At 65.9% G+C, this 24,363-nt stretch carries 18 protein-coding genes; 10 read left to right on the top strand and 8 right to left on the bottom strand.

Annotated elements, in window-relative coordinates; translation table 11 throughout:
* Positions 1 to 1,157: histidine kinase dimerization/phospho-acceptor domain-containing protein (locus tag H7U20_RS24265; RefSeq protein ID WP_233411046.1), on the bottom strand; the 1,157-nt coding region annotated here is incomplete at its 3' end.
* A gap of 297 nt (positions 1,158 to 1,454) precedes the next feature.
* Here H7U20_RS24265 and H7U20_RS24270 point away from each other — a divergent pair.
* On the top strand, positions 1,455 to 2,495 hold the full coding sequence (locus tag H7U20_RS24270; RefSeq protein ID WP_199761713.1) for a VirK/YbjX family protein: 1,041 nt from the start codon (positions 1,455 to 1,457) through the stop codon (positions 2,493 to 2,495).
* A 156-nt stretch (positions 2,496 to 2,651) separates the two neighbouring features.
* Positions 2,652 to 2,885: a DUF6139 family protein gene (locus tag H7U20_RS24275; RefSeq protein ID WP_199761714.1), complete on the top strand. Its 234-nt coding sequence runs from the start codon at positions 2,652 to 2,654 to the stop codon at positions 2,883 to 2,885.
* Here the strand turns inward: H7U20_RS24275 and H7U20_RS24280 are convergent.
* Together H7U20_RS24280 and dnaE are read right to left on the bottom strand one after the other, a co-directional pair.
* Entirely contained in the window at positions 2,882 to 3,895 is a 1,014-nt protein-coding gene (locus H7U20_RS24280) for a glycosyltransferase family 9 protein (protein WP_199761715.1), read from the bottom strand. The genes H7U20_RS24275 and H7U20_RS24280 overlap by 4 nt on opposite strands.
* Positions 3,885 to 7,436, bottom strand: coding sequence for a DNA polymerase III subunit alpha (gene dnaE, locus H7U20_RS24285; protein WP_199761716.1), 3,552 nt, complete (start codon positions 7,434 to 7,436; stop codon positions 3,885 to 3,887). Before dnaE ends, H7U20_RS24280 begins: the two co-directional genes overlap by 11 nt.
* Positions 7,437 to 7,566: 130 nt before the next feature.
* On the opposite strand from dnaE, the gene H7U20_RS24290 reads away from it, so the two are divergent.
* From H7U20_RS24290 to H7U20_RS24315, 6 genes are all read left to right on the top strand, one after another.
* Positions 7,567 to 7,749 (top strand): type II toxin-antitoxin system HicA family toxin, encoded by a 183-nt coding sequence (locus H7U20_RS24290; protein ID WP_199761717.1) that lies wholly within the window; start codon positions 7,567 to 7,569, stop codon positions 7,747 to 7,749.
* A gap of 9 nt (positions 7,750 to 7,758) precedes the next feature.
* Positions 7,759 to 8,148 carry a type II toxin-antitoxin system HicB family antitoxin gene (locus H7U20_RS24295; RefSeq protein ID WP_199761718.1) on the top strand — a complete coding sequence of 130 codons (390 nt, stop codon included), beginning with the start codon at positions 7,759 to 7,761 and terminating at the stop codon, positions 8,146 to 8,148.
* Between the two features lie 81 nt (positions 8,149 to 8,229).
* Entirely contained in the window at positions 8,230 to 8,484 is a 255-nt protein-coding gene (locus tag H7U20_RS24300; RefSeq protein ID WP_199761719.1) for a FitA-like ribbon-helix-helix domain-containing protein, read from the top strand.
* Positions 8,481 to 8,897 (top strand): type II toxin-antitoxin system VapC family toxin, encoded by a 417-nt coding sequence (locus H7U20_RS24305; protein WP_199761720.1) that lies wholly within the window; start codon positions 8,481 to 8,483, stop codon positions 8,895 to 8,897. The genes H7U20_RS24300 and H7U20_RS24305 overlap by 4 nt, the downstream gene beginning before the upstream one ends.
* Positions 8,898 to 9,023: 126 nt before the next feature.
* Positions 9,024 to 9,917 carry a sulfurtransferase gene (locus H7U20_RS24310; protein WP_199761721.1) on the top strand — a complete coding sequence of 298 codons (894 nt, stop codon included), beginning with the start codon at positions 9,024 to 9,026 and terminating at the stop codon, positions 9,915 to 9,917.
* A gap of 29 nt (positions 9,918 to 9,946) precedes the next feature.
* Positions 9,947 to 11,071, top strand: coding sequence for an acyltransferase family protein (locus tag H7U20_RS24315; RefSeq protein WP_199761722.1), 1,125 nt, complete (start codon positions 9,947 to 9,949; stop codon positions 11,069 to 11,071).
* An 80-nt stretch (positions 11,072 to 11,151) separates the two neighbouring features.
* Here H7U20_RS24315 and H7U20_RS24320 read toward each other — a convergent pair whose 3' ends face one another.
* The 5 genes from H7U20_RS24320 to H7U20_RS24340 all read right to left on the bottom strand — a co-directional run bounded on the left by H7U20_RS24320 (position 11,152) and on the right by H7U20_RS24340 (position 20,885).
* Positions 11,152 to 12,504 carry a TolC family outer membrane protein gene (locus H7U20_RS24320; RefSeq protein WP_199761723.1) on the bottom strand — a complete coding sequence of 451 codons (1,353 nt, stop codon included), beginning with the start codon at positions 12,502 to 12,504 and terminating at the stop codon, positions 11,152 to 11,154.
* Between the two features lies 1 nt (position 12,505).
* On the bottom strand, positions 12,506 to 13,867 hold the full coding sequence (locus H7U20_RS24325) for an HlyD family type I secretion periplasmic adaptor subunit (RefSeq protein WP_199761724.1): 1,362 nt from the start codon (positions 13,865 to 13,867) through the stop codon (positions 12,506 to 12,508).
* Between the two features lie 11 nt (positions 13,868 to 13,878).
* Positions 13,879 to 15,654, bottom strand: coding sequence for a type I secretion system permease/ATPase (locus H7U20_RS24330; protein ID WP_199761725.1), 1,776 nt, complete (start codon positions 15,652 to 15,654; stop codon positions 13,879 to 13,881).
* A gap of 378 nt (positions 15,655 to 16,032) precedes the next feature.
* The gene (locus H7U20_RS24335) at positions 16,033 to 19,125 is read right to left on the bottom strand and encodes a DUF4214 domain-containing protein (RefSeq protein ID WP_199761726.1); all 3,093 of its coding nucleotides are present in this window, start codon (positions 19,123 to 19,125) and stop codon (positions 16,033 to 16,035) included.
* Between the two features lie 368 nt (positions 19,126 to 19,493).
* Positions 19,494 to 20,885, bottom strand: a complete 1,392-nt coding sequence (locus H7U20_RS24340; RefSeq protein WP_233411047.1) for a FecR family protein — start codon at positions 20,883 to 20,885, stop codon at positions 19,494 to 19,496.
* Between the two features lie 281 nt (positions 20,886 to 21,166).
* On the opposite strand from H7U20_RS24340, the gene H7U20_RS24345 reads away from it, so the two are divergent.
* Both H7U20_RS24345 and H7U20_RS24350 read left to right on the top strand, forming a co-directional pair.
* Positions 21,167 to 23,050: a CHASE2 domain-containing protein gene (locus H7U20_RS24345; RefSeq protein WP_199761727.1), complete on the top strand. Its 1,884-nt coding sequence runs from the start codon at positions 21,167 to 21,169 to the stop codon at positions 23,048 to 23,050.
* A complete protein-coding gene (locus H7U20_RS24350; protein WP_199761728.1) occupies positions 23,047 to 24,363 on the top strand; it encodes a tetratricopeptide repeat protein in 1,317 nt (438 codons plus the stop codon). Before H7U20_RS24345 ends, H7U20_RS24350 begins: the two co-directional genes overlap by 4 nt.

Below are 24,363 nucleotides of genomic sequence, written 5' to 3' on the forward strand. Positions count from 1 at the left end.
TGGGCGCAGACGGCGCCCAGCAGGGCGCCGATCTCCAGCGCCTCAAGACGCATCGCGCCGGTGCGGAAGAAGTCGCGCAGCCGCACCACCACCTCGGCGGCACGGCCCGACTCGACGATCATGCGGCCGATGGCGTCCTTCAGCACCGGCCCCGTCTCGCCCCGCTCCAGCAGGTATTCGCAGGCCTTGCCGTAGGCCGACAGCGCCGTCATCGGCTGGTTCAACTCGTGCGCCAGCGCCGCCGCCATCTCGCCGGCGGCGGCCAGGCGCAGCGTCTGTTTCAGCTCGGCCGAGACCTGGCGCAGCTCGTCGACGACGGCGCCGATGAAGAAGCCGACCAGCGCCAGCATGGCGTCGAGCGTCTGCAGCTCGCTGCCGGCGATCTCCACGGCGGTGGTCCATTTGACCAGGCCGATGATGCCGGCCTGCAGCCCGAAGACCATCAGCGCGGCGCCGTACAGGCCCTGGCGCGAGGCGGCCCAGATCACCGGCAGGAACAGGAAGTACAGGTATTTGAACTCGGCGTTGGCGACCGCGCCGAACACCGCGTACAGCACGCCGATGCCCAGCGCCAGGTAGGCCAGCGTCTCGCCGCGCCAGAGGATGGCGCGCAGGCCGGCGCGGCCGGCGGCGCTGGCCAGCATCCAGATCAGCGGCATCGACACCAGCACGCCGACCATGTCGCCGACGCCGAAGCGCAGCAGCGCCAGGCCCCACTGCGCCGGCGGCACCAGGCCGGCGCCGCACAGCAGCGTGATGTAGACCAGGGCATTGAGCAGCGTGCCGACGGCGACGATGCCGCCCCAGCGGAACAGGCGGCGGCGGCGGTCGAACAGCGCGGCGCTGGAGAAGCGGCGGCGCAGCGCGGCGCCGATCAGGCCATAGCCGGCGGTCAGCCAGAGCGAGCCGAGCAGCGTGACCCAGGGACCGGCCGGCATGCCGCGCACCAGCACCTCGCCGCCCAGCAGCGCCAGGAACAGCGGCAGCGCGGCGCGCCGGCCGTGCAGCAGCCAGAACACCAGGCCGAGCGCCGGATCGGGGTTCCAGGGGGTGATGTTCAGGCCGTACAGCGGCTCGATGTAGGTGGCCCAGTCGAACAACAGATACAGCGCGACGAAGGCGGGGTACTGCAGCAGACGGAGGAAGGTGGGGCGCATAGGCTGGGATTTGTATCGTTATGTTGCATTATGCATGGATGAACGCGTCGGCGCATTGCTAATTACACGTACGCGTTTCACTTAGTTATCACTTCATCTCCACTGATTTGGCGGGCAAATGCCGCGACGGCGCGGCGCCGGCCATTACGGGATTACCGTAAGCTAATCCTCCAATTTACAGTACGTTACATAAAGAGTTACCATCCAATATTGCTCATTGCGTCCAGGCATTTCCGCCCGGCGCCCGTGCCAGATTCACCCCGCCCACTTGCCACCCGTCACCCGAGATACCACACGATGCCGCCATTGATCACCCTACGCTCCGGCCTGCTCGGCACCGACGGCCTGTCGCACGTGCGCGAAACCATCAAGCTGTCGCTGCGCGCCTTCCTCAACCGCCAAGCCACCTACGGCTGGTTGCAACTGCTCAACTCCCACCCGCTGTTCCACGAGCTGGTCAAGGCGCGGCCGCGGCTGATCTACAAGATCTACCGCCCCTATCTGAGCAACACCCTCGACTGCGCCGAGCGGCTGGCGCTGCTGCAGGCGCACTACCGCTTCATCTTCCGCCAGGGCTTGGGCGCGCTGGTGGTGCGCGCGGCGCAGCAGCCGGTGCTGCTGGGCCAGGTCGACGGCAAGAACGGGGTGCCCTACGGCGTCGAGTTGTGCGCCGTCGAGCCGCTTGAGCGCGAGGGCGAGCTGGTGCTGCGCCTGGTGCAGGGAAGCGATCTGGTCTACTCGGTGGCCTTCTCCTTCTTCCGCGACGGCCCGCACATGGCGCTGGGCATCGGCTGCCTGCAGGGTCCGCAGGGCGAGCACGGCCTCGGCCTGATCCGCGAAGCGACCCGCGAACTGCACGGCCTGCGGCCGAAGAACCTGATGGTGCGCCTGCTGGCCCAGCTGGGCCACGACTACGGCTGCCGCCACATGCTGTTGGTGGGCAACCCGAACCGCGCCGTGCGCACCGCCGCCCGCAAGGGCCGCGTGTTCGCCGACTACGACGCGCTGTGGCAGGAAATGGAAGCGCGGCCACGGCTGGACGGCGACTACCAACTGCCGTGCGAGCCGCTGTGCCCGCCGGACATGGCCGAGATCGCATCGAAGAAACGCTCGGAGGCGCGCAAGCGTTTCGACACCCTGCTGGCGCTGGCCGACGCGGTGCGCAGCGGCCTGCAGGCGCCGCGCATCGGCGCGGTGGCCAACGGCGTGACGGCGGCGCACGACTTCTCGACGACGGCCGATGCCGCGGCGGCCGATGCCGCCGCGACCAATGCCGTGGCGGTCAACGCCATGGCGGCCGACGCCGGCCATCTGGACTACGCCAGCGCGGCCTCGTAGGCGCCCGGCAAGTGGCACAAGCAGTGGCACAGGCAGCGGCACAAGCAGCGGCGCGCCATGCCACAGCGCGCAAGGCGTAGAATCGGACCTGGCGCCGCCATCGGCGACGCCGCTCACCCCGCTGTGGGCTCACGTTGGCACAAGGGAGCAAGCACGATGCGTATGGATATTTACCGCAGGGCCGAACACGACGGCGTCTTTTCCTACCTGGCCGTGCCCGAGGGCAAGCCGATTCCCGCCGAGGCCATCAACACCGACTGGCAACGCGAGACCAGCGCGCTGGAGGTCGACGAGCAGGCCGCCGGCCTGCCCACCTACCACATCGACCAGCCGCTGGAACAGATCCGCAGCAAGGGCTACGCCATCACGGCGCTCAAGGACATGGGCTAGGCGCGCCGCGGCGCGGCCAGATAGGCCGCGCGCAACGCCGCCGCCTTGGCCAGCACATCGGTCACGGCGAAGCCGTCCAGGCTGTCGGGGCAATCCGACAGCACGCGCGCGCTCAGGCGCGAGCGCGGCCCCCACTCGACCTCCTTGACGCCGTTGTTCTGGTAGATGCCGACCACCGCCGTGTCGTAGGCCGAGGCGATGTGGATCAGCGCCGTGTCCGGGCTGATCACCAGGTCGGCGCGCTGGCACAGCCGCAGCAGGCGCGGCAGATTGCCCTGGCAGTTGACCAGCTGGCCGGCCGCCGCGCCGCCGGCCTCGGCCAGCACGGCCGCCGCCGCCGCCTGCGTCGCGTCGGTGCAGACCAGGCACAGCGCCGCCTGCGGCGCCAACGTCCCCAGGCCGCGCAACAGCTCGACCGCCTGCGCCGCGCCGATGTTGCGCCAGACGTCGGCGGCGAACAGGTTCACCACCACCACCTCGCGTCCCGCCGCGAACAGTTGGTCGATCTCGGGACAACAGGGCGGCATGCCGATGTCGTAGGCCAGCTCGGCCTCGCCGGGCAGGCCCATCTGCTCAAGCGCGGCGGCGCATGCCGCCACCTTGTGCGTCAACGGCCCGCCGTTGAAGCCGCGCAGGTCGATCACCCGGCCCGGCCGCGCCAACCACAACAGCAACTTGCTCTTCTCCTTGCGCAGCCGCTGCCAGGTGACGATGTAGTCGTAACGCTCGCGGCGCAGCGCCAGCGCGGTGCGCACCGTCTCGATCCAACCGGGCCGCTGCACGTTCCACAGCCGCGCCAGGCGCGCGTCCTGGCCCCAGAAGGCCGCCGTCGCGCCGGCCACGGTGGCGTGGATCTCGCAGTCGGGCGCGCGGGCGCGCAAAGCGGCGACGAAGGCGGTGTTGACCACCGCGTCGCCCAGCTTGCCGTCCTGCGAAAAGAACAGCACCTTGCGCGGCGCGGGCAGGCGCGCGGCGGCGGCCGGCGGCGCCGGCGGCCGGCTAGTACTCAATCGCCACCTCGGTGGCGCCCAGTTGCTGCTGCAAGGCCAAGGTCAGCTCGTCGGACGGCGCCACGCACCAGGCCTCGCCCAGTTGCAGCACGCAGGCCACGCCCTGCGTGTTGACGCGCGCCTGCACCGGCAGGCCGGACTCGGAGCGGTGCGGCGCCAGCACCTCGGCGATCTTGCGGCTATCGAGCGTGGCCGGCAGCGCCAGGCCGAGCTGGCGGCCGTACTGGATGCGCGCGGCGACGATGTCGAACACCTTCTCGGCCGAGATGCGCAGGCCGCCCGAGAAGCGGTCCTCCGACACCTTGCCGACCACGGCGAGGAACTCGTCCTCCTTGATCATCTTCTTGTTCTCCTCGTACACCTCGGAGTAGATGGTCACCTCGACCACCGCGCTCTTGTCGTCCAGGGTGACGATCAACAGCTTGCCGCGCTGCGTCATCTGCGGCCGGATGCCGGTGATCACGCCGCACAGCATGCGCGGCTCGCGCGACGGCTCCAGCTCGGCCAGCTTGGTGCGCGAGAAGCGCCTCGCCTCCGGCGCGAACGAGTCGAACATGTGGCCCGACAGGTAGAAGCCCAGCGCGATCTTTTCCTCGGCCAGCTTTTGCCGGTCGGTGAAGGGGGCGCACTTGACGTACTCGGGCGGCGCCACCAAATCGCTGTCGTCGCCGCCGAACAGGCTGACCTGATTGGCCGCCTTCAGTTCCTGGTCGGCGCACTCCATGGCGAAGGCCACGCTGGCGAGCAGGATGGCGCGGTCGATGCCGAGGCAGTCGAAGGCGCCGCTGCGGATCAAGGACTCGATGGTGCGGCGGTTGATCTGCTTCTTGTCGACCCGCTTGCAGAAGTCGAACAGGCTGGTGAACGGCCCGCCGGCGGTGCGCGCGGCGATGATCGCCTCGATCGCGCCCTGCCCCGAGCCCTTCACCGCGCCCAGGCCGTAGCGGATCTGCGTGACCTTCTTGCCCGTCACCGAGGGCGGCGGACCGTCCGGCATGAAGCGGTAGTCGGACTTGTTGATGTCCGGCGGCAGCAGGGTCAGGCCGCAGATGTCGAGGCAGTCCTCGACCAGGATCTTCACCTTGTCGGTGTCGTCCATGGCCAGCGACATATTCGCCGCCATGAACGCGGCCGGGTGGTGCGCCTTCAGGTAGGCGGTGTGGTAGGACAGCAGCGCGTAGGCGGCGGCGTGCGATTTGTTGAAACCGTAGCCGGCGAACTTCTCCATCAAGTCGAAGATCTCGTCGGCCTTGGCGTTGCTCAGGCCGTCCTTGGCCGCGCCGTCGCGGAAGATCTGGCGGTGCTCGGCCATTTCCTCGGCCTTCTTCTTACCCATCGCGCGGCGCAGCATGTCGGCGCCGCCCAGCGAGTAGCCGCCGACGATCTGCGCCATCTGCATCACCTGCTCCTGGTAGACCATGATGCCGTAGGTCTCGGACAGGATCGATTCGGTGCGCGGGTCGGGATAGTCGAACTTCTCGCCGTGCTTGCGCTTGCAGAAGTCGGGGATCAGGTCCATCGGGCCCGGACGGTACAGCGCCACCAGCGCGATGATGTCCTCGAAGCGGTCGGGCCGGGCGTCCTTCAGCATGCCCTGCATGCCGCGCGACTCCAGCTGGAACACGGCGACGGTCTTGGCCTTGGTCAGCAGCTCGTAGGACGGGCGGTCGTTGAGCGGCAGGCGGGCCAGGTCGAACTCGGCCTCCTTCGGATCGAGCATCTTGATGTAGCGCACCGCGCGGTCGAGGATGGTCAGCGTGGTCAGACCCAAAAAGTCGAACTTGACCAGGCCGACGGCCTCGACGTCGTCCTTGTCGTACTGCGACACCACGCCGCCGTCGCCGCCCTGGGTGTACAGCGGGCAGAAGTCGGTCAGCTTGCCGGGCGCGATCAACACGCCGCCGGCGTGCATGCCGATGTTGCGGGTGATGCCCTCGACCTGCTGCGCCAGATCGAGCAGCTGGCTCACCTCCTCCTCGTTCTGCTGGCGCTCCTTGAGCATCGGCTCTTCCTCGATCGCCTCGGCAATCGACACCGGCTTGCCCGGCTTGAACGGGATCAGCTTGGAGATGCCGTCGCAGAAGTTGTAGCCGAAGTCCATGACGCGGCCGACGTCGCGGATCGCGCCCTTGGCCGCCATGGTGCCGAAGGTGGCGATCTGCGACACCGCCTCCTTGCCGTACAGGTCCTTGACGTGCTGGATGACGCGGTCGCGCCCTTCCTGGCAGAAGTCGATATCGAAGTCGGGCATCGAAACCCGCTCGGGGTTGAGGAAGCGCTCGAACAGCAGGTTGTATTTGAGCGGGTCCAGATCGGTGATCAGCAGCGAGTAGGCGACCAGCGAGCCGGCGCCGGAACCGCGGCCCGGTCCGACCGGCACGCCGTTCTCCTTGGCCCACTGGATGAACTCCGCCACGATCAGGAAGTAGCCGGGGAATTTCATGTTGCAGATGGTGTCGGTCTCGAACTTCAGGCGCGCCTCGTAACGCGGCCGCTCCTTCTCGCGCCGCTCCGGGTCGGCGTACAGCTCGAGCAGGCGCTTCTCCAGGCCGGCCCGCGACTCGGCGACGAGGAATTCGTCGATCGTCATGCCGGGCGGCGTGGGGAAGTTCGGCAACTGCGGCTTGCCCAGCGTGAGCGTCAGGTTGCAGCGCTTGGCGATTTCCACCGAATTGGCCAGCGCCGCCGGCAGGTCGGCGAAACGCTCGGCCATTTCCGCCTGCGTCTGGAAGCGCATCGACTCGTTGAAGCGGCGCACCCGCTTGGCGTTGGCCAGCATCTCGCCCTCGGCGATACAGGTGCGCGCCTCGTGGGCGATGTATTCGTCGGGCGAGATGAACTGCACCGGATGGGTCGCCACCACCGGCAGGCCCAACTTGGCCGCCAGCGCCACGGCGTGGCGCACCTGGGCCTCCTGGTTGGCCTGGCCGGCGCGCTGGATCTCGACATAGAAATGGCCGGGGAAGATCGCCGCCCACTTCTGCGCGTGGCGCTCGGCCAGCGCCAGGTTGCCGTTCTCGATGGCGATGCCGACGTCGCCGAAATGGGCGCCGGACAGCGCGATCAGGCCGTCGGCCGGATTCTCGCCGGGCAGCAGCTCGTAGGTGTTGGTCGTCAGCGCCTGCAACCACTCGGTGCGCACTTCGGCGCGGCCCTTGTATTGGTTGGTCAGGAAGGCGCTCGACAACAGCTCGCACAGCTGCAGATAACCCATGCGGTTCTTCGCCAGCAGCAGCAGGCGGCTCGGCTTGTCGCGGTTGTCGTCGTTGCTGATCCAGACGTCGACGCCGACCACCGGCTTGATGCCCTTGCCGCGCGCCGACTTGTAGAACTTGACCATGCCGAACAGGTTGGACAGGTCGGTCATCGCCAGCGCCGCCTGCTTGTCCTTGGCGGCGGCCGAGATCAGGTCGTCGATGCGCACCAGGCCGTCGACGATCGAGTATTCCGAGTGCACCCGCAGGTGCACGAAGGCCGGGCCGACGGCGGCGGCGGGAGGGGCGGAGGCCGCGTTGTCTTGTTCGTTTGCTACCATGTTCATTCGCTGCTACCCGCTGGATCAATATCGCGCTATTTTACCGCGTCGGACGCGACAGCCGGGTTTGAATGATGGGGCGCAAACCATTGTGGGGCGCACTTGCGGGACCAGGCTTTGTGTGTATCATACACACATGAATAACGCTGAACTGATCAAGCTGCTTGAACAATCGGGCTGGGTGCTTCGAGGCGTCAAGGGCTCGCACCACGTCTACACCCACCCTGGCCAAGGTGGCCATATCAGCATCCCCCATCCCAAAAAAGATCTTGGCGTCGGCTTGGTGAGCACATTGTTGAAGCAGGCCGGCTTGAAGTAGGAGAGACAGATGAAGTATCCCGTAGCAATTGAACCCGGCAATGATCAGCAGGCCTTCGGCGTGGTGGTTCCCGACCTGCCCGGCTGTTTTTCCGCCGGCGACACCTTGGACGAGGCGATCGACAACGCCCGCGAGGCCATCGATCTGTGGCTGGAGACGGTGATAGACGATGGCGGCCCGGTGCCCGCGCCGCGCCCCATCGCGCAGCACTACACCGATCCCGAGTTCGCCGGCTGGATTTGGGCGGTGGTGGAGATCGACTTGGCCAGCCTGTCGGACAAGAGCGAACGCATCAACATCACCCTGCCCTCGCGCGTCTTGCGGCGCATCGACAGGGCGGCGCAGGCCGCCGGCGAATCGCGCTCGGGCTTCATCGCCCGGCGCATGCTGACGGTCTAGTGACATGGCGAATGTCTCTTGTGGCGTCGCATTCAAATATATAAAATGAATGCATGGAATGCATTGTGATGAGGTGATGCCATGGCGATGTTAACTGTACGCAACCTGCCCGACGAGGTGCACCGCGCCTTGCGGGTACGCGCCGCCCAACACGGGCGCAGCACCGAGGCCGAGGTCCGCGAGATTCTGGCCAATGCGGTCAAGCCGGAGGCACGCGTTCGCATGGGCGACGCCCTGGCGGCATTGGGCCGTCAAATCGGCCTGACGAACGAGGACTTTGAGATCGTCGACCGGCTGGACGACAAAACGCCGGCCGAACCGCTGAGGTTTGAATGATCGTCCTCGACACCAATGTCGTTTCCGAGGCGATGAGGCCCGAGCCGCACCCGGCCGTGCGCGCCTGGCTGAACGGCCAAGCCGCCGAAACGCTATACCTGTCCAGCGTGACGCTGGCCGAGCTATTGTTTGGCATCGCGGCGCTCCCCGCCGGCAAGCGCAAGGACCTGCTGGCGCATGCGCTCGACGGCTTGATGGGGCTGTTCAAGGACCGGGTGCTGCCATTCGACACCGATGCGGCACGACGTTATGCCGAATTGGCCGTGACGGCCAGGACCAGCGGGCGAGGTTTCCCGATGCCGGACGGCTACATCGCCGCGATCGCGGCGTCGCGGGGCTTCATCGTAGCCTCGCGCGACGCGGCCCCATTTGCGGCGGCCGGCGTGTCCGTCATCGACCCGTGGCGAACATGAAGTTCAAGCGCCCGCGCGGCAAGCGAGCCGCCAGCGCCCGGCCCGGCGCTCCGCCCCGCCATCGGCGCCCGCGCCGGCGTTAGCGCTTATAATGTCGCCTGTCCCGCTTTTTACCTCCTACGCACCATGCAAGCTCATACCCCCAGCGCCGCCGACCAGGCCGGCGCCGAAGCCGCAGCCGCAGCCGCCCTGCACGTCAACATCTCCGCCTACAAGTTCATCACCTTCGACGACACCGAGGCGATGCGCCCGCAGTACCAGGCCATTTGCGCCGAGCTGGGCCTGAAGGGCACCATCCTGCTGACGCCCGAGGGCATCAACATGTTCGTCTCCGGCCCGCGCGGCCAAATCGACCGCTACCTGGCCTGGGTGCGCAGCGACGCCCGCTTCGCCGATCTGGAAGTCAAAGAGAGCTTGTCGGCCGAGCAGTCGCACAAGCGCATGCTGGTGAAGATCAAAAAAGAGATCATCACCATGCGCATGCCGCTGATCAAGCCGGAGGACGGCCGCGCCCCCTTCGTCGAGGCCAAGACGCTCAAGCGCTGGCTCGACAACGGCGTCGACGACCACGGCAAGCCGGTGGTGATGGTCGACACGCGCAACGACTTCGAGGTCGATGTCGGCACCTTCGACAACACGGTCGACTACCGCATCGCCAAGTTCACCGAGTTCCCGCAGGTGATCGCCGAGCACAAGGACGACTTCGCCGGCAAGACCGTGGTCACCTTCTGCACCGGCGGCATCCGCTGCGAGAAGGCGGCGATCCACATGCAGAACATCGGCTACGACAGCGTCTACCAGCTCGAAGGCGGCATCCTCAAGTACTTCGAGGAAGTCGGCGGCGCCCACTACACGGGCGATTGCTTCGTCTTCGACTACCGCACCGCGCTCAACCCGCAGCTCGAGCCGACCGAGACGGTGCAATGCTTCGTCTGCCGCGCCATCGTCACGCCGCGCCAGCAATTGGCGCCCGAGTATGTCTATGAGGTATCCTGTCCGCATTGCCACGGCAAAAAGTAAGTCTACCGCCATCCGACCAGGCAGAATCCATGGACAAACTCGTCTTTGCACACCAACTGAGGGGCGTCGCCGCACTGCTAATCGTCATCACCCACTATTTCGGCGTGTATTTCGGCGCGCCGCAGGTGGTCGCGGCGCTGACCTTTTCACCGGACTTGCACTTCGTCGCGCCGTCCTGGGTACCGTACTGGGACTTCCCCTTCTTCAAGGGACCGTTCGGTGTCGCCGTGTTCTTCCTGATCAGCGGCTTCGTCATCCCGTTCAGCCTGCGTCACAACACGGCCGGCTCCTTCCTGCTGGCGCGTGCCTGGCGCATCTACCCGACCTACATCGCCAGCCTGGCGCTGGGCATGCTGGCGGCCTACGCCGCCGCGCGCCACTGGGGCCAGCCGTTCGGCGCCAGCGGCCACGACCTGCTGCTCAACGCCCTGCTGGTGCACAACCTGGCCGGTGCGCCCAGCCTGGACGCGATCAACTGGACCTTGGCCATCGAGCTCAAGTTCTACCTGCTGGCGGCGGGGTGCTCGGCCGCCTTCCTGCGCTTCACGCCGGCCTTCTTCCTGGCCGTGATCGCGCTGGTGATCGGCTGCGACCTGGCGCTGCCGGCACTGCAGGCGCTGCCCGCGCTGCAGGGCTGGCAGGCCGGCCTGGCGGCGCTGGTCAGCGACCTCAACTATCTGCTGTTCATGCTGATCGGCGTGCTGTTCCACCAACACCACCGCGGCATCCTGACGGCCCCCTGGCTGGCTGGCGGCGTCGCCGTGCTGCTGGCCGGCTTCCTGGCCGCCTGGCGCCTCGGCCCGCAGGCCGATCAAGTGCCGGTGATCGGCATCTACTATGTGTACGCGCTGGCCACGTTCAGCCTGGGCTACCTGCTGCGCGCGCGCTTCCGCCGGCAACGCCTGCTCGACTTCCTGGCCGACATCAGCTATCCGTTGTACGCCGTGCACGCGCTGGTCGGCTACACCCTGCTCAAGCTGTTGATGGAGCGCGGTCTGGGCTTCGGCCCCGCCGTCATGCTGGTGCTGGCGCTGGTGCTCGCTCTGGCCTGGCTGCTGCACAAGGGCATCGAGGCCGGCAGCAGCGCCTACGGCAAGCGCCTGGCGGCGGCGTTGGCGCAGCGCGGCGGCGTACTGCCGCGCCAGCCGGGCTGAGCGTTCCGTCCCGGCACAAAAAACGGCGCCGCATCTGCATGCGGCGCCGTCCCATCGATCACGCGGCAGTGCCACCGACCTCATCGCTTGACGAAGTACTCCGCCACTTCGCTCACGTCGCCGGCACCGAGAATGCCAGCGCCCGCGCGCAGCTTGAGCATGCCGAGCAGGTAGGTGTAGCGAGCCTGGGCTAGGTCGCGCGTGCTGGTGTAGAGCTGCTGCTGGGCGTTGAGCAGGTCCAGGTTGATGCGCACGCCGCCCTTGATGCTCTGCTCTGTGGCCGTTACCAGCAGCTTGCCCGAGGAGACCGCCTTGTCCAGCGCCTGAATGCGCGCCATGCCGCTGCTGACCGCCGCGTACTGCTTGCGCAGGTCCACCAAGGTCTTGTCTATCTTGGCCTGCAGCTCGGCGCGTGCCTTCTCCAGACTGGCCACGGCCTGGCGCGAACTGGCGCTAACCTGGCCGCCGGAGTACAGCGGCACCGACACCTGGATACCGATGGCGCGGGTAGTCGACTCCTGGTTGTAGGTGTTGAGCGTCTCCGAATTGCCTTTGCTGTAGGTGCCGACGAAGTCGACCCGCGGCAGGTGGCCGGCGCGGCTCTTGTTGACCTCTTGCCTGGCCGAATCGATGGCGAAGTTCTGCGCCAGCAGCTCCGGGTTGCGCTCCAGCGCCAGTTGACGCCAGCCCTCGAAGCCGCCCTCGGGCATGGCAAGGAAGCGGAACTCAGGCTTGAGGCCATCGAGCGTGTCGACTTCAGCGCCGATCAGGGCGGCCAGCGTGGCACGCTGGGTCTGCAGATTGTCCTGCGCCTCAAGCACCTGCGCTTCGGACAGGTCGAGCCGGGCCTGGGTTTCCAGCGAGTCGGTCTTGGTACCCTCGCCGCCGGCGAACAGGCGGTCGTTGACCTTGCGCTGCTCGACCAATGTGTCGCGCTGCGCCTGCGCCAGACGCAGCTGCTCCTGGCTGAACAGGGCGTCGATGTAGGCACTGGTCACACGCAGGATCATCTCCTGCGTGCGACCGCTGAAGGTCGCCTCGTTGTAGGCGCTCTGCGCGATGCCCTGCTTATAACGTGCCAGCGCGTCCAGGTTAAACAGTGGCTGGCGCAGCGAAATGCTGGACGAGCGGCTGTAGTATTGCGGCTGCGAGAAGCTCTTGCCGATGGTCAGATCGCTGTGGTTGCGGCTGGCCGAGTAGTTGGCCGACAAATTCGGCAGCAGCGCCGAGCGGCCCAGCGCCTTGTATTCCTTGCCCGCCTCGGCGTCCTGGAAGGCGCTCTGGAAGGTCGGATCGTTGACGGCGGCCGCCTCGTAGGCCTGCATCAGGCCGAGCGCGGCGGCGCCGCCGCTATGCAGCAGGGCACCGGCCGTCAGCGCGGCCGCCAATGCGCGCGCCAGGCGACGCTTGGCGTAGGGTGGGTGAAGGCGCATATCAGTCCTCCGTCATCGACGACTTGGCGCGGTCGAACACCGGCTTGAGCAGGTAGCTCATCATGGTGCGTTCGCCGGTTTTGACGAACAGCTCGACCGGCATGCCAGGCTGAATATCGAGCTTGTGCTGGGCAATCAGCTTGGCCCCTTCCGGCGACACGGTGGCGCGTACCTTGTAATAGGGCTGACCGGTGCGCTCATCGACGGTGCGATCGGCCGCCACCTGGGTAACGACACCGGGAATGTGCGGCGTGCGGTTGCTGTTGAAGGCCGAGAACACCAGTTCAGCCTGCAAGCCATTGTGCACGCGGTCGATCAGATTGACCGGCAACTGGCCCTCGACGACGAAGGGATCGCCGCTCGGCACGATCTCCATCATCTTGGCGCCGGAGCCGACCACGCCGCCCTTGGTAAATACGCTGATGCCGACGACGACGCCGTCGACCGGCGCCTTCACCGTCACGTTCGACAACTCAAAATCGAGCGCTTGCAGGCGGCTGGCCAGCGCCTCGGCCTCGCGCTGACTATCCGACAGCTGGCCGCGCACTTCCTTCTGCACCTCCTGCTGGCGCTGCATGCGGCGCAGGCCCTGCTCCAGAATCTGGCGCTGGGCGCGGCCAATGTTGCCGTTGTCCTCAGCCATGGCGCCGCCCAGTTGCACATAGCTGCGCTCCAGATCGAGCAGGCGGCTGCGGGCCACATAGCCTTCCTTGGCCAGCTCGCGCATACTGTCGAGCTGTTCCTTGAGGATGGTCTGCTGCACCTGCTTGCTGTCGCGCGCTTCCTGCAAACCCTTGACCTGCAACTTCAGGCCGGCGATGTTCTCGTCGACGGCGCCCAGTTCGCTCTGCAAGGCCATGCGGCGCGAGCTGAACAGCTGGCCCTGCAAGCCGAACACGGCGGTCGCCCGCGCATCATCCTTGTAGGCGGCCAGCGCCGGCGGGAAGCCGACGCTGGCCAGGCCATCACGCTCGGCCAGCAACCGCGCCTCCATTGCCCGCGCCGTGAAATACTGGCCACGGGTGGTTTCGGCCTGCGAGCTGGCCGCCACTTGGTTCATGCGCACCAGCACCTGGCCGGCCTTGACCACATCGCCATCCTTGACCAGGATTTCGTCGATGGTGCCGCCGAGCTGGTGCTGCACACTCTTGCGGTTACCTTCCTTGACCACCGTGCCAGGCATCGGCACGCCCTTGTCCAGCGGCGCCAGCATGGCCCACAACAGGAAACCGAACACACCGACCAACACCACCAGCCAGCCAAGCCGGCTGTACACGCGGGAATCGGTGTCGACCGTCAGCGGCGTCACGTCATGGGTGACGACGTCGGTTGCCGCCGCCTTGTTCTCAATCAGATTACGCATACAATTTCATCCTATTCCGTAGTCGCCGCCGGTACCGGCGCGGCCTTCGGCACCGCCGCGACCGCCGCTGCGCGCTGCGCCTGTTGCTGTTGATTGGCTTGCTGGTTCGCTTCCTGCAGCGCGTTGAGCACATCCTTGGTCGGGCCGAACATCGCCACCATACCGTCGCGCAACACCAGCAACTTGTTGGTCACGCCGATCACGCTGGTACGGTGGGTGATCAGCACGATGCTCTTGCCGCGCTGGCGCAGGTCGTTGATGGCCTGCACCAGGGCCACTTCGCCAACATCGTCAAGGTTGGAGTTCGGCTCGTCGAGCACCAGCACGGCTGGATCGTCATACATGGCGCGGGCCAGGCCCAGGCGCTGCTTCTGGCCGCCGGACAGGCCGCCGCCGCCGTCGCCGAGCATGGTGTCGTAACCCTTGGGCAGGTGCAAGATCAGTTCATGGACGCCGGCGCGCTTGGCCGCCTGCACCACTTTCTCGGCATCGATTTCGCCGAAACGGGCGATGTTTTCGCTGACCGTGCCACCAAACAGTTCGATTTCCTGCGGCAGGTAGCCGATGCTCGGCCCCAGTTCCGCCTTGTTCCACTGGTAAATGTCGGCGCCGTCCAGGCGCACCTTGCCGGCCGCCGCCGGCCATACCCCCACCAGCAGCCGGGCCAGCGTCGACTTGCCCGAACCGCTAGGGCCGACCACGCCGAGCACATCGCCGGGGGCGATGGCGAAATTGACCCCCTTTAGCACGGCCGCCGTGGCACCCGGCGGCGCTGCGGTTACCTGCTCTACGGACAGCGCACCTGTCGGTTTAGGCAATTCCATGCCTGCCGGGCGTACCGGGTTATTCGCCAGCAGGGTAACCAGACGCTCATAGGCGCTGCGCGTGCTGCTGTAGGTCTTCCAGACGCCGATCACCTGCTGCACTGGCGACATGGCGCGGCCCACCAGAATGGACGCGGCGATCATCATACCCGGAGAAATCTTGCCCTCAACGGCCAGCAAAGCGCCATAGCCCAGCACCAGCGACTGCAGCGACACCTGGACGAACTTGGTGATGGCGCCAACGATACCGGCCTTCTGGCTCGCTTCGGCCTGCAGGCGCAGGAAGCGGCCGTGCATCTTGTACCAACGTCCCAGCATGTTCGGCAGCATGCCCATCGATTCGATCACTTCGGCATTGCGCAAGTTGTTCGTGGCCAGCTGCGACGAGGCGATGGCCAGCGTGTTGGCATCGGCCAGCGGCTTGTGCGAGACGCGCTCGTTGACATAGGCCAGCACCACCAGCAGCGCCGTGCCGCACAGGGCGAACACACCCAGCGACGGTTCGAACAGGAAGATGACGATCAGATAGAAGGGGAACCAGGGCGCGTCGAAGAAAGCGAACAGCGCATTACCGGTCAGGAACTGGCGGATATTCGTCAGATCCTGCAGCGCCTGGCCGGCATTGGCGCCGGTGCGCTTGAGATTCTGCTCGAAGGCAGCGGTGTAGACCCGTTTATTGAGTTCCATGTCGAAACTGGCGCCGACGCGCACCAGCACGAAGCTGCGCATCAGTTCCAGCGCGCCCATGATCAGATAGGCGCCCAGCATCATCAAGGTCAGCATCAGCAAGGTGATTTCGTTGCGACTTGGCAATACGCGGTCATACACCTGCAACATGTAGATGGAGGGCACCAGCATCAGCAAATTGCTGACGGCGCTGAAGCAGCCCACCGTCATGAAGGTGCCCTTGAACGCGATCAGCGCCTGCTCGATCTCATTTTTCGGTTTTAAGAATTTTTTCATTGGATGCATCACAGTGCAAATTAGAAATACATGGGGAACGACGACAGCCTAAAATCCAGGAGCGGCGATCGCCTGCGGCGCGGCACCGCCGGACGAGGGCGACAGCATAAATTAGCTGGAGTGTGACATTATCGCTTAAAACGCGGACGAAATGTGATGCACATCACATTTGTTACAAAGAAATAGTTTGGATTGGCGGCAGACCAGGAGCTTCCACAGCGCACATAATACCCCGCTGCAGGCCATGCAGCGCAGCCCGCATGGGGTGCAAAAGTAAAAAACCCCGGCCTTCCGGGGAAGACAGGGGTTTTGCAGGAGACGGGCCGACGAACCGGCCCGTTGAAGGGGACGTTGCCGCCCCCTCCCTTGCCAACGCGATTATGCGAAGGTGAAGTCCTGAGCGTGCAGGGCGCCGGTAACACCAACGATGTTGATGATGGTGTCGCCTGCGCCACCCAGACCAGCGGTGTCATCGTTGACGACCAGGTAGTGACCAGCCAGTGCGCCGGCGGTAACGGTGATGTCGTAGATTTGCGCGGTGACGGCGCTCGAAGCAGTACCTGGCACAGCCAGTTGTGCACCAGCGAACAACGCGGTCAGGTCAGCTGCGGTAGCAACGGTGATGGCCGTTACGTTAGCAACGGTACCAACGGTGAATTGCAGAGCGGCGCCGAAGACGTTAGCCGCAACGCCCAGTTGGATGGTGTCGCCAGCGGCTGCACCGTTGCCGGTGAAGTCGGTGATCGCATCCATGTTAGCAACGATGGTGTTGCTCAGAGCGTACAGCGCGTTCTGGGTGTCAGCACGGGTAGCGAACACGAAGGTGTCGTTACCAGCGCCGCCAATCAGCGTGTCGGAACCAGCGCCACCAGTGATGGTGTCGTTACCAGCACCGCCGTCCAGGTTGTCGTTACCAGCCAGACCGCTCAGGGCATCAGCACCTGCGCCGCCTTTGATGGTGTCAACACCGGCATTGCCGGTCAGGGTATCGTTACCGGCGCCACCGGTGATCGCTACAGCGGTCGTGGTGTTAGCCGAAACGAAGGTCACTGCCAGGTTAGCGGCGGTGTCGGTGCTGCCGTTGGCAACCACGCCCGATGCGTCGAAGCTGGTGACAGCTACGTTGCCGGTGTTGGTCAGGTTCAGGCCGTTGTTACCTGCAACAACGATTTTGGTTGCGGACGTAGCTTGCAGCGTCAGCGAATCGATGGTTGCAGCAACGCTTGCGCCGGTACCGGTGTCAACGGTGTTGATGTTGACGGTTTCGACGTTGGCGATAGCCACGGTACCAGCGTTCAAAGCGGCGCCGCTGTTGCTGACGTTGACCGAGAACACGTCAGCGTTGTTGAACGTTGCGTTGGCAACATTGATCGTTTCCAGGGTGCTGGCGCCAGTGATGGTCAGCGAACCGCCGGTGGTGATGTTGTTCAGGGTCAGTGCGGTTGCGGTTGCAACGGTCACTTGGTTGATGGCCTTGATACCAGCCATGTCCAGAGTAACGGTACCGGTAGCGCCCGACAGGTTCAGAGCTTCGAAGCTGGTGAAGTGGCTGTTGAAGGTACCATCAGCATCAGCCGCATCGGCTTCAACAGCGGTCATGACCAGGGTGTCGTTGCCGGCGCCGCCGTCAACAGCACCGCCCGTACCAACCAGGCCGGAGGTGGTGACGGTGTCGTCGCCTGCGCCCATGGCGATGGCTTTGGTGGTAGCACCCAGAGCGATCGAATCGGCACCAGCGCCGCCGGTGAACGATGCGCCCACTGCCAGAGCAGTAGTCAGGGTTGCGCCAGCGGTGTTGGTAACAACAACCGAGGTCAACGAGGTCAGGGTTTCAGCACCGGACGAGAACGCAGCCGAACCGGAGATGTTCAGGGTGGTTGCGTCAGCGAAGACCAGCGAACCAACCGACGAACCAGCGCCGGTCGAAACGATGTTCAGGGTGGTGAAGCCGTCGTCAGCTGCTGCTTCGGTATCGGTCAGGGCGCCGGACATGGCCAGATCCTTGGCGTTCACGGTCAGGGTGTTGGCGGTTGGGGTTGCGGTCAAAGCGCCACGGCCGATGTCCAGCGAGGTTGCACCGCCAGCCAGGTTGACGGTAGTCAGTGCGCTCGAATCGATGGTACCGGTGGTGAAGTTTTCCAGGGTAACGGTAGCGATATGACCAACGGCGGTTGCCGAGGCGTTGGCACTATCCAGAACGCTGACGGTGTTGTTGGTGTGGCCAACAACGGTAGCCGAAGCGGTACCAGCAGCGCTGTCTTTGATGCTGACGGCAGTGGTGGTAGCGTTGCCAACGACGTTGACTGCGCCAGCGGCGGTGGTAAAACCAATAGCTGCCGAGTTACCAGCCACTTGGGTCACGTTGATGGCCGAACCACCGGTGACATTGATGGTGTCGCCAGCATTGCCGTTGGCGGTGCCGGTGGTTACGGTGACGTTGACTGCACCAACAACTGCGGTGGTAGCACCGATGTTCAGGGTGCCGCCAGTGGCGCCGGTTTCGGTCAGGGTCAGGGTCGAACCGCCGTTGATGGCGGTGACGCCAGCGCCAGCGGTAGACAGGGCTACAGCAACAGCGGTGGCAGCACCAGCGGTCAGGGTGATGTCGCCAACGCTAGCGACGTTCAGCGAGGTCAGGCCGGTCCAGGTCGAGGTGTCGATGCTGCTGCCGGTGGCGCCGCTGGTCAGGTTAGCGGTTTCGATGTTTTTGACGGTTGCGCTCAGTGGCAGCGCGATTGCTGCGGCCGAGATGACGTTCAGCGTGTCGTTACCGGCGCCGCCGTCCAGCTTGTCGCCAACGCTCCAAGCTGCATTGCCGGAGATGTCGGTTGCGGTGAAGGTGTCGTTACCAGCTTTGCCGGTGAAGGAATCAGCGCCGGTGGTCAGCGAGAAGGCTTGTGGCTCATTGACAACGTTGTTGTAAGCGTCAACAGCAGCTTGGGTGATAGCGGTCAGGCCATCAGCGCTGGTGGCTGCGTCTTTGGTGGCGGCATCGGTGATACCGGCCAGCCAGGTTTTGACGATAGCTTGTGCTTTAGGGTCGTCATAAGCGGTTACTTCGACGCCGGTGTCCAGCGCGTTGTAGAAGGCGGTAGCGGCAGCAACTTTGCTGGCAACAGCGGTAGCGTCTTGGAAGCCGCCAACGGTGTCATGAGCACCCTTCATGATTTGGTAAGCGATGTTGCCAACGCCCAGGATTTTCTTGTCCAGAGCGTCGGACCAGAAGTTCAGACCGTCCAGTTCAGCGTGACGGCCGAACAGGTTCAGGTAGATCTGGTCGATGATCTGGATGTTGGTCTTGTTAGCGAACAGCGAGGTGTATTCGTTCGAAGCTGCAAACGCGTTAGCAACGACGTTGATGCCGCCGGCCTTGTCAGCCGCGTCTTGCCAGAATTTCAGACCGCGATAGTCGGCTGGACGGTTGAAGTAAGCGATGTACAGACCTTGGATATCGTCGAGAGAAGTTGCCATTTAAGAGCCTCTAAGTGTTCATTGAGTTGAAAAGTTCAAACTGGAATGTTTGAAGCTTATTGCGTGCAGTGCTACGGAAGCCATGATGGCAGAAGGCATTTACTGTTTTATGTGACGAGCGTCACACGAAACAATAAAAAGTCCTCTTATTTCAAAAAATAACCATGAAATTACTCCGCGCTGCATTATGGGAGAAGATTTAAGGGAAATCAATAGTAACTTATTAAATAAGCAACTTACGCTAAAGATGATGAAAAAGCACCAACGCCGGGAGCGCCGCCGGACAATATAAAGCGGCGCCGGGACGAACGGTCAGGCCGTTCATCACCGGCGCCGCTGGCGCCCGCCTAATATATACGCGACGAGGTTTACTTCACGCCGCTACTGGCCGCTTTGCTCCAACCGGTCACACCGCTCACCGTGCGCTTCTCGTCGAGCCGGGCGTCGAAGACGTAGGCGGCAGTGCCGTCGGCGCTCAGGCCGCCCTTGACGTTCATATTCGTCGGCTTATAGAACTGCAGGTCGCCCTGCAAGGCGCCGTCGCTCTGCACGGCGCCAGCCGCCTGCATCTTGTTGCGCTGCCCCTCGTTGACCAGGTCGAAGCTGGTGTTGAAGCGGGCCTGGCCGAAATTGACCACCAGCTCGCCCTTCTCCAGCGTGGCCGCGCTCAACTGCTTGGTCTGCGAGTTGGTGACCACCGCCTCGCTCTGTTTGAGCACAAAGCCAAGCACGCCCTCGGTCGGCACCACAAACGGCGCGCCCGCAGTGCGGTAGACGGTGTAATAGGCGTTGCGGCCAATTTCAGTGCCGCCGGCCTTGGTCAGCGCCACGTTATCGTTCTGCGGCGCCTGGTCGAGCACGCTCTGCCAGCGGCCCCAGACTAACTGGCTAGGCGGTTTCGGTGGATCGACCACCAGCACCGGCGGCTTGCTCGGTTCGACCACCACCGGCTCGTTCGGCGCCGGGTTGACCGTCGGGCCGACGATGCTGCTGTTCTTGTTCTGCTCGGCGCGGTGCAGCAGGTCGTTCGACTTCTGCGGATCGAGCACGACGTCGACCTGCGGGCCGGCGGCGGCCGACTTGCCGCTCGGCTCGTCGCTGCGTGGCGGCGCCACCGCGTCGGGCGCCTGCACGCCGCCGTTCATCAGTTGCGGCGCCGCCTGGCCGCGGCGCACCTGCAGCATCTGGCCGGCCTGGTTGGCGGCCAGCTCACGGCTGGCCGGGTGCTCGCAAGGACCGCTGCCACCGGGCAGGCAGCTGGCGTTGAAGCCGCTGACCACGATGGCGCCGGAAATGACGGTCACGCGCGAGGTTTCCTGGTCGGTCGAGACGGTGAAGTCGGTGCCGCGCACGCCGATCGCGGCGACCGGCGTGTTGAAGCGGAAATTCTGCCGCGCCAGCTTGACGGCATCGCCCGAGACGCTGCGCGCCACGCCAGACAGCAGCTCGAACTTGATCTGCGTATTGGCCGGCACGGCGCGGTCGACGTGGTAGGTGACGATGCGCGCCCGGCTACCGGGGCGCAGGATCAGCAGGCCGTTGTCGACGGTTTTCAGGTAGACGTAGCCCTGGGCGCCGGTGGCGATCTCGTCGCCCTCCTGCACCGCGTCGCCGACGAGCAGCGCGCGGGCGCCGCTGTGCACGGCACCGGCGACGAAGACGATGCGGGCCGCCTCGGCGGCGTGGGCGGCAGCGCCCACGCCGGCCAGACCGACCAACATGCAACTTGCCAGCAACTGGCGGGGTTTATATGACGACATAATATGACACTCCTTCATTTCCTATTGTCCGCTTTATGGCCGATAATACTGTGACGGTCATCACATTGAGCAGATTCAACATTTTGACTATACCACCGGCCCGGCGCGCCGCCGCCAGCTGCAACATTTGCTTACTCAAATTTGGAATTGCACCCTTGAAATGTTTGCCTTTTTACCAGTCCGCGCTATAGACTCGCACATTTGCCGATTCGCCACATAACGCTATACTTAGCGATCGCCCTTCCGCGCCTCCCCAGCATGCCCAGCCGCCCACCCCATCGATGACCTTAGCCGCCGCCCACCGCCCCTTCGGACGCAGCACCGTGCTGCGCGCCGCCGTCGCGCTCGGCGCGCTGCTGCTGGCCGCCTGGCTGCAGTGGCCGCCGGCCGCGCTACGGGGTTACGACGGCAACGAGTGGCTGCGCGACCACATCGTGCGCGCCCAGGCCAGCGACGCCGCCGAAACGCGGCTGGCGCTGATCGATATCGACGAGGCCAGCTTGGCCGCCGCCGGGCCGTGGCCGTGGCCGCGCGCGCGCATCGCCAGCCTGGTCGAGCAGACGCTGGGCTACTACGGCGCGCGCGGCGTGGCGCTCGACCTGGTGTTGCCGGAGCCGGCCGACGCGGAAGGCGACCTGCGCCTGGCAATGCTGGCGCGCCACGGCCCGTTGGTGCTGCCGCAGGCCTTCGACTTCAACGGCACGCTGCCGCTGCGCGTCGGCGCGCTGACGGGCGGCCACACCGCTGCCAAGGCCGGTGACGCCGTCGGCGCCAGCGGCTACATCGCCAACCACGCCGGCCTGCTTGGCGCCGCCCACATCGGCAACATCGGCTTCATCCCGGACGGCGACGGCATGATCCGCCGTCTACCGATGCAAACCTGGTTCGACGGCCGGCTCTACCCGACGCTATCACTCGCCCTGCTCGACTGCTGCGCCGCGGCGCCGGCACAGGCCGGCCAGGCGGCGCGCGGACCGACCGGCGGCCTGCGCGACGGCGCCGGCCTGCGCCGCCTACCCTACAACCGCTCCTGGGAGGCCTACACGGTGGTGTCGGCGGCCGACATCCTGGCGCAACGCTGGCCGCCGGCCCTGCTGTCGGGCAAGCTGGTGCTGATCGGCTCATCCTCGCTGGGCCTGGCCGACCGCGTCGCCACACCGCTGTCGCCAAAGACCAGCGGCCTGCTGGTGCATGCCGCCGCCCTCAGCGCCGAGCTCGACGCCGACGCCGGCCTGGCACCGGCGCCCTGGCCGGGCCGCGCCATGGCGCTGGCCTATTCGACCCTGCTGACCTTGCTGGCCGGCTACACGCTGCCGCGCCTGTCGGCACTGCGCAACATGGCCATGTTGGCGGCCGCCTCGGGCGCCTGGCTGTGCCTGGCCTGGCTGATCGTGCCGCACGACGCCCTGTTCAACTGCGCCGGCCCGCTGCTGGTCAATCTGTTCCTGCTGACGGTGGCCGTGCCGCTGGCCTGGCAAGGCAGCTGGCGCCAGTCACGCCAACTGATCGGCACGCTGCGCCAATACGTCGCCGACGCTGTCGTCGACGAACTGCTGCGCAGCAAGCTGGGCGACCCGCTGCAACCGCGCCAGGGCGAGGTCACCACCCTGATCGCCGACATGGAGGGCTACACCGGCCACGTCGAGGCGCTGCCGGTCGAACAGGCGGCGCAGTTGACACGCGACTTCCTCGACTGCCTGACCGGCCCCGTGCTGGCTGCCCGCGGCACGCTCGACAAATACACCGGCGACGGCCTGGTCACCTTCTGGGGCGCGCCGCTGCCGGTGGCCGACCACGCCGACCAGGCTCTCGACGCCGCCCTGGGCATCGTCGCGGCGGTGGCCGCCTTCAACCGGCGCCGCGCCGGCGCCGGCCTGCGCCCGGTGCGGGTACGCATCGGCATCGAGAGCGGCATCGCCATCGCCGGCGACTTCGGCTCCTCCTCGCGCAGCATCTACACGGCGGTCGGCGACAGCGTCAACGTCGCCTCGCGACTGGAATCGGCGGCCCGCGAGCTGCCCTACGACGTCATCGTCGGCCCCGGCACGGCGGCGCGCTGCCGGCGCCACCAACTCATACGATTAGGCGACATCACCTTGCGCGGCAAAGAACACCACACCACCCTGTACACGCTGGCAGCGCTGGCGACGGCGGCCGCCGCATGAGGCGCGTCGCCGCCCTGCTGGCACCGCTGGCCCTGACCCTGGCGCTGGCCGCCGCGCCGGCGCAGGCGCAGCGCGGCGTCGACGACGCCGCCGAGTCGGCGCCCACGCCGCCCGTGCCCACACCCGCTCCCGCACCAACGCCAGCGCCGCCGGAAACGCCGCGCCAGCTCGAACCCGACCTCTACCTGGAAGCGATGCAGGCGATCGCCGAGGGCCGCAACAACGACGCCAGCAGCACGCTGGCGCGCATGCTGGCGTACGGCCCGCGCCACGCCGGCGAGTGGCTCGACCTGGCGCTGCTGCAGTGCGCGCTGGGCCACGCCGACGAGGCCGAGCAGCTGTTCCAGCACATCGAAACGCGCTTCGATCCACCGCAGGGCATCCGCGACATCATCGTCCAGCAGCGCCAGCAGGGATGCGCGCAATGGCGGGCGCAGCGCCAGTGGTCGCTGAACCTGGCACGCGGTCACGAGCGCAACGTCAACCAGGGCGTCAACCTGGACACCTACAACATCGGCGGCGACGGCCGCGACTACGAGCTCGAAGCACGCTACCGGCCACAGGCGGACCGCTACACCACCGTGGCGCTGGACCTGATGAGCGACCTGACTCAGAACGGCGACCTCGGCTTCGTCCAGCTGTATGCCCGCCACTACGACCGCATGGATGAATACAACACCATCTCGCTGTTCGCCGGCGCCGACCACCCGTGGCGCTACCGTCACTGGCGTTTGCGCACCAGCGCGCTGGTCGGCGCGCTCAGCCTGGGTGGCCGGCTGTACCAGGCGCAGGGCCAGTTGCAGCTGCGCGTCACGCTGCCGCTGGCGTTGCCGCCCAGCTTGGAGGTGAGCGTGCTAGGCGGGCTATCGCACGTCAACTACCGCACGCTGAGCGACTTCGACTCGAACATCAGCGAGCTGCGCGGCATGCTGGCCTATCGCCGCGAAGCGCGTCAGGCCCAGCTCAGCCTGGGCTGGCTGAACGACCACGCCGTCTCCGCCCGACCGGGTGGCAACCGCGCCGGCTGGAGCCTGGGCCTGTACGGCCGCCTGCCGCTGGGACGCCAGTTCGAGGGCGAACTGGACCTGACGCGCCAGCACTGGGTCGGCAGCAACGTCTACTCGCCCGGCCTGATCGACCAGCTGCGCCGCCAGGACAACACCACGCTGCGCGCCGCGCTCAGCTATCCGTTGGGCACCAGCAGCGCACTGCAGCTCGAATGGCGCCAGGTGCGCAACCGGGAGAACATCCCGATTTTCCAATACGATAACAAGGTGCTGCAGCTGAGCTGGCGCTGGCACGGCGGCCGCTGA

The organism is Rugamonas violacea (genome assembly GCF_016461825.1).
Lineage (GTDB): Bacteria > Pseudomonadota > Gammaproteobacteria > Burkholderiales > Burkholderiaceae_D > Rugamonas.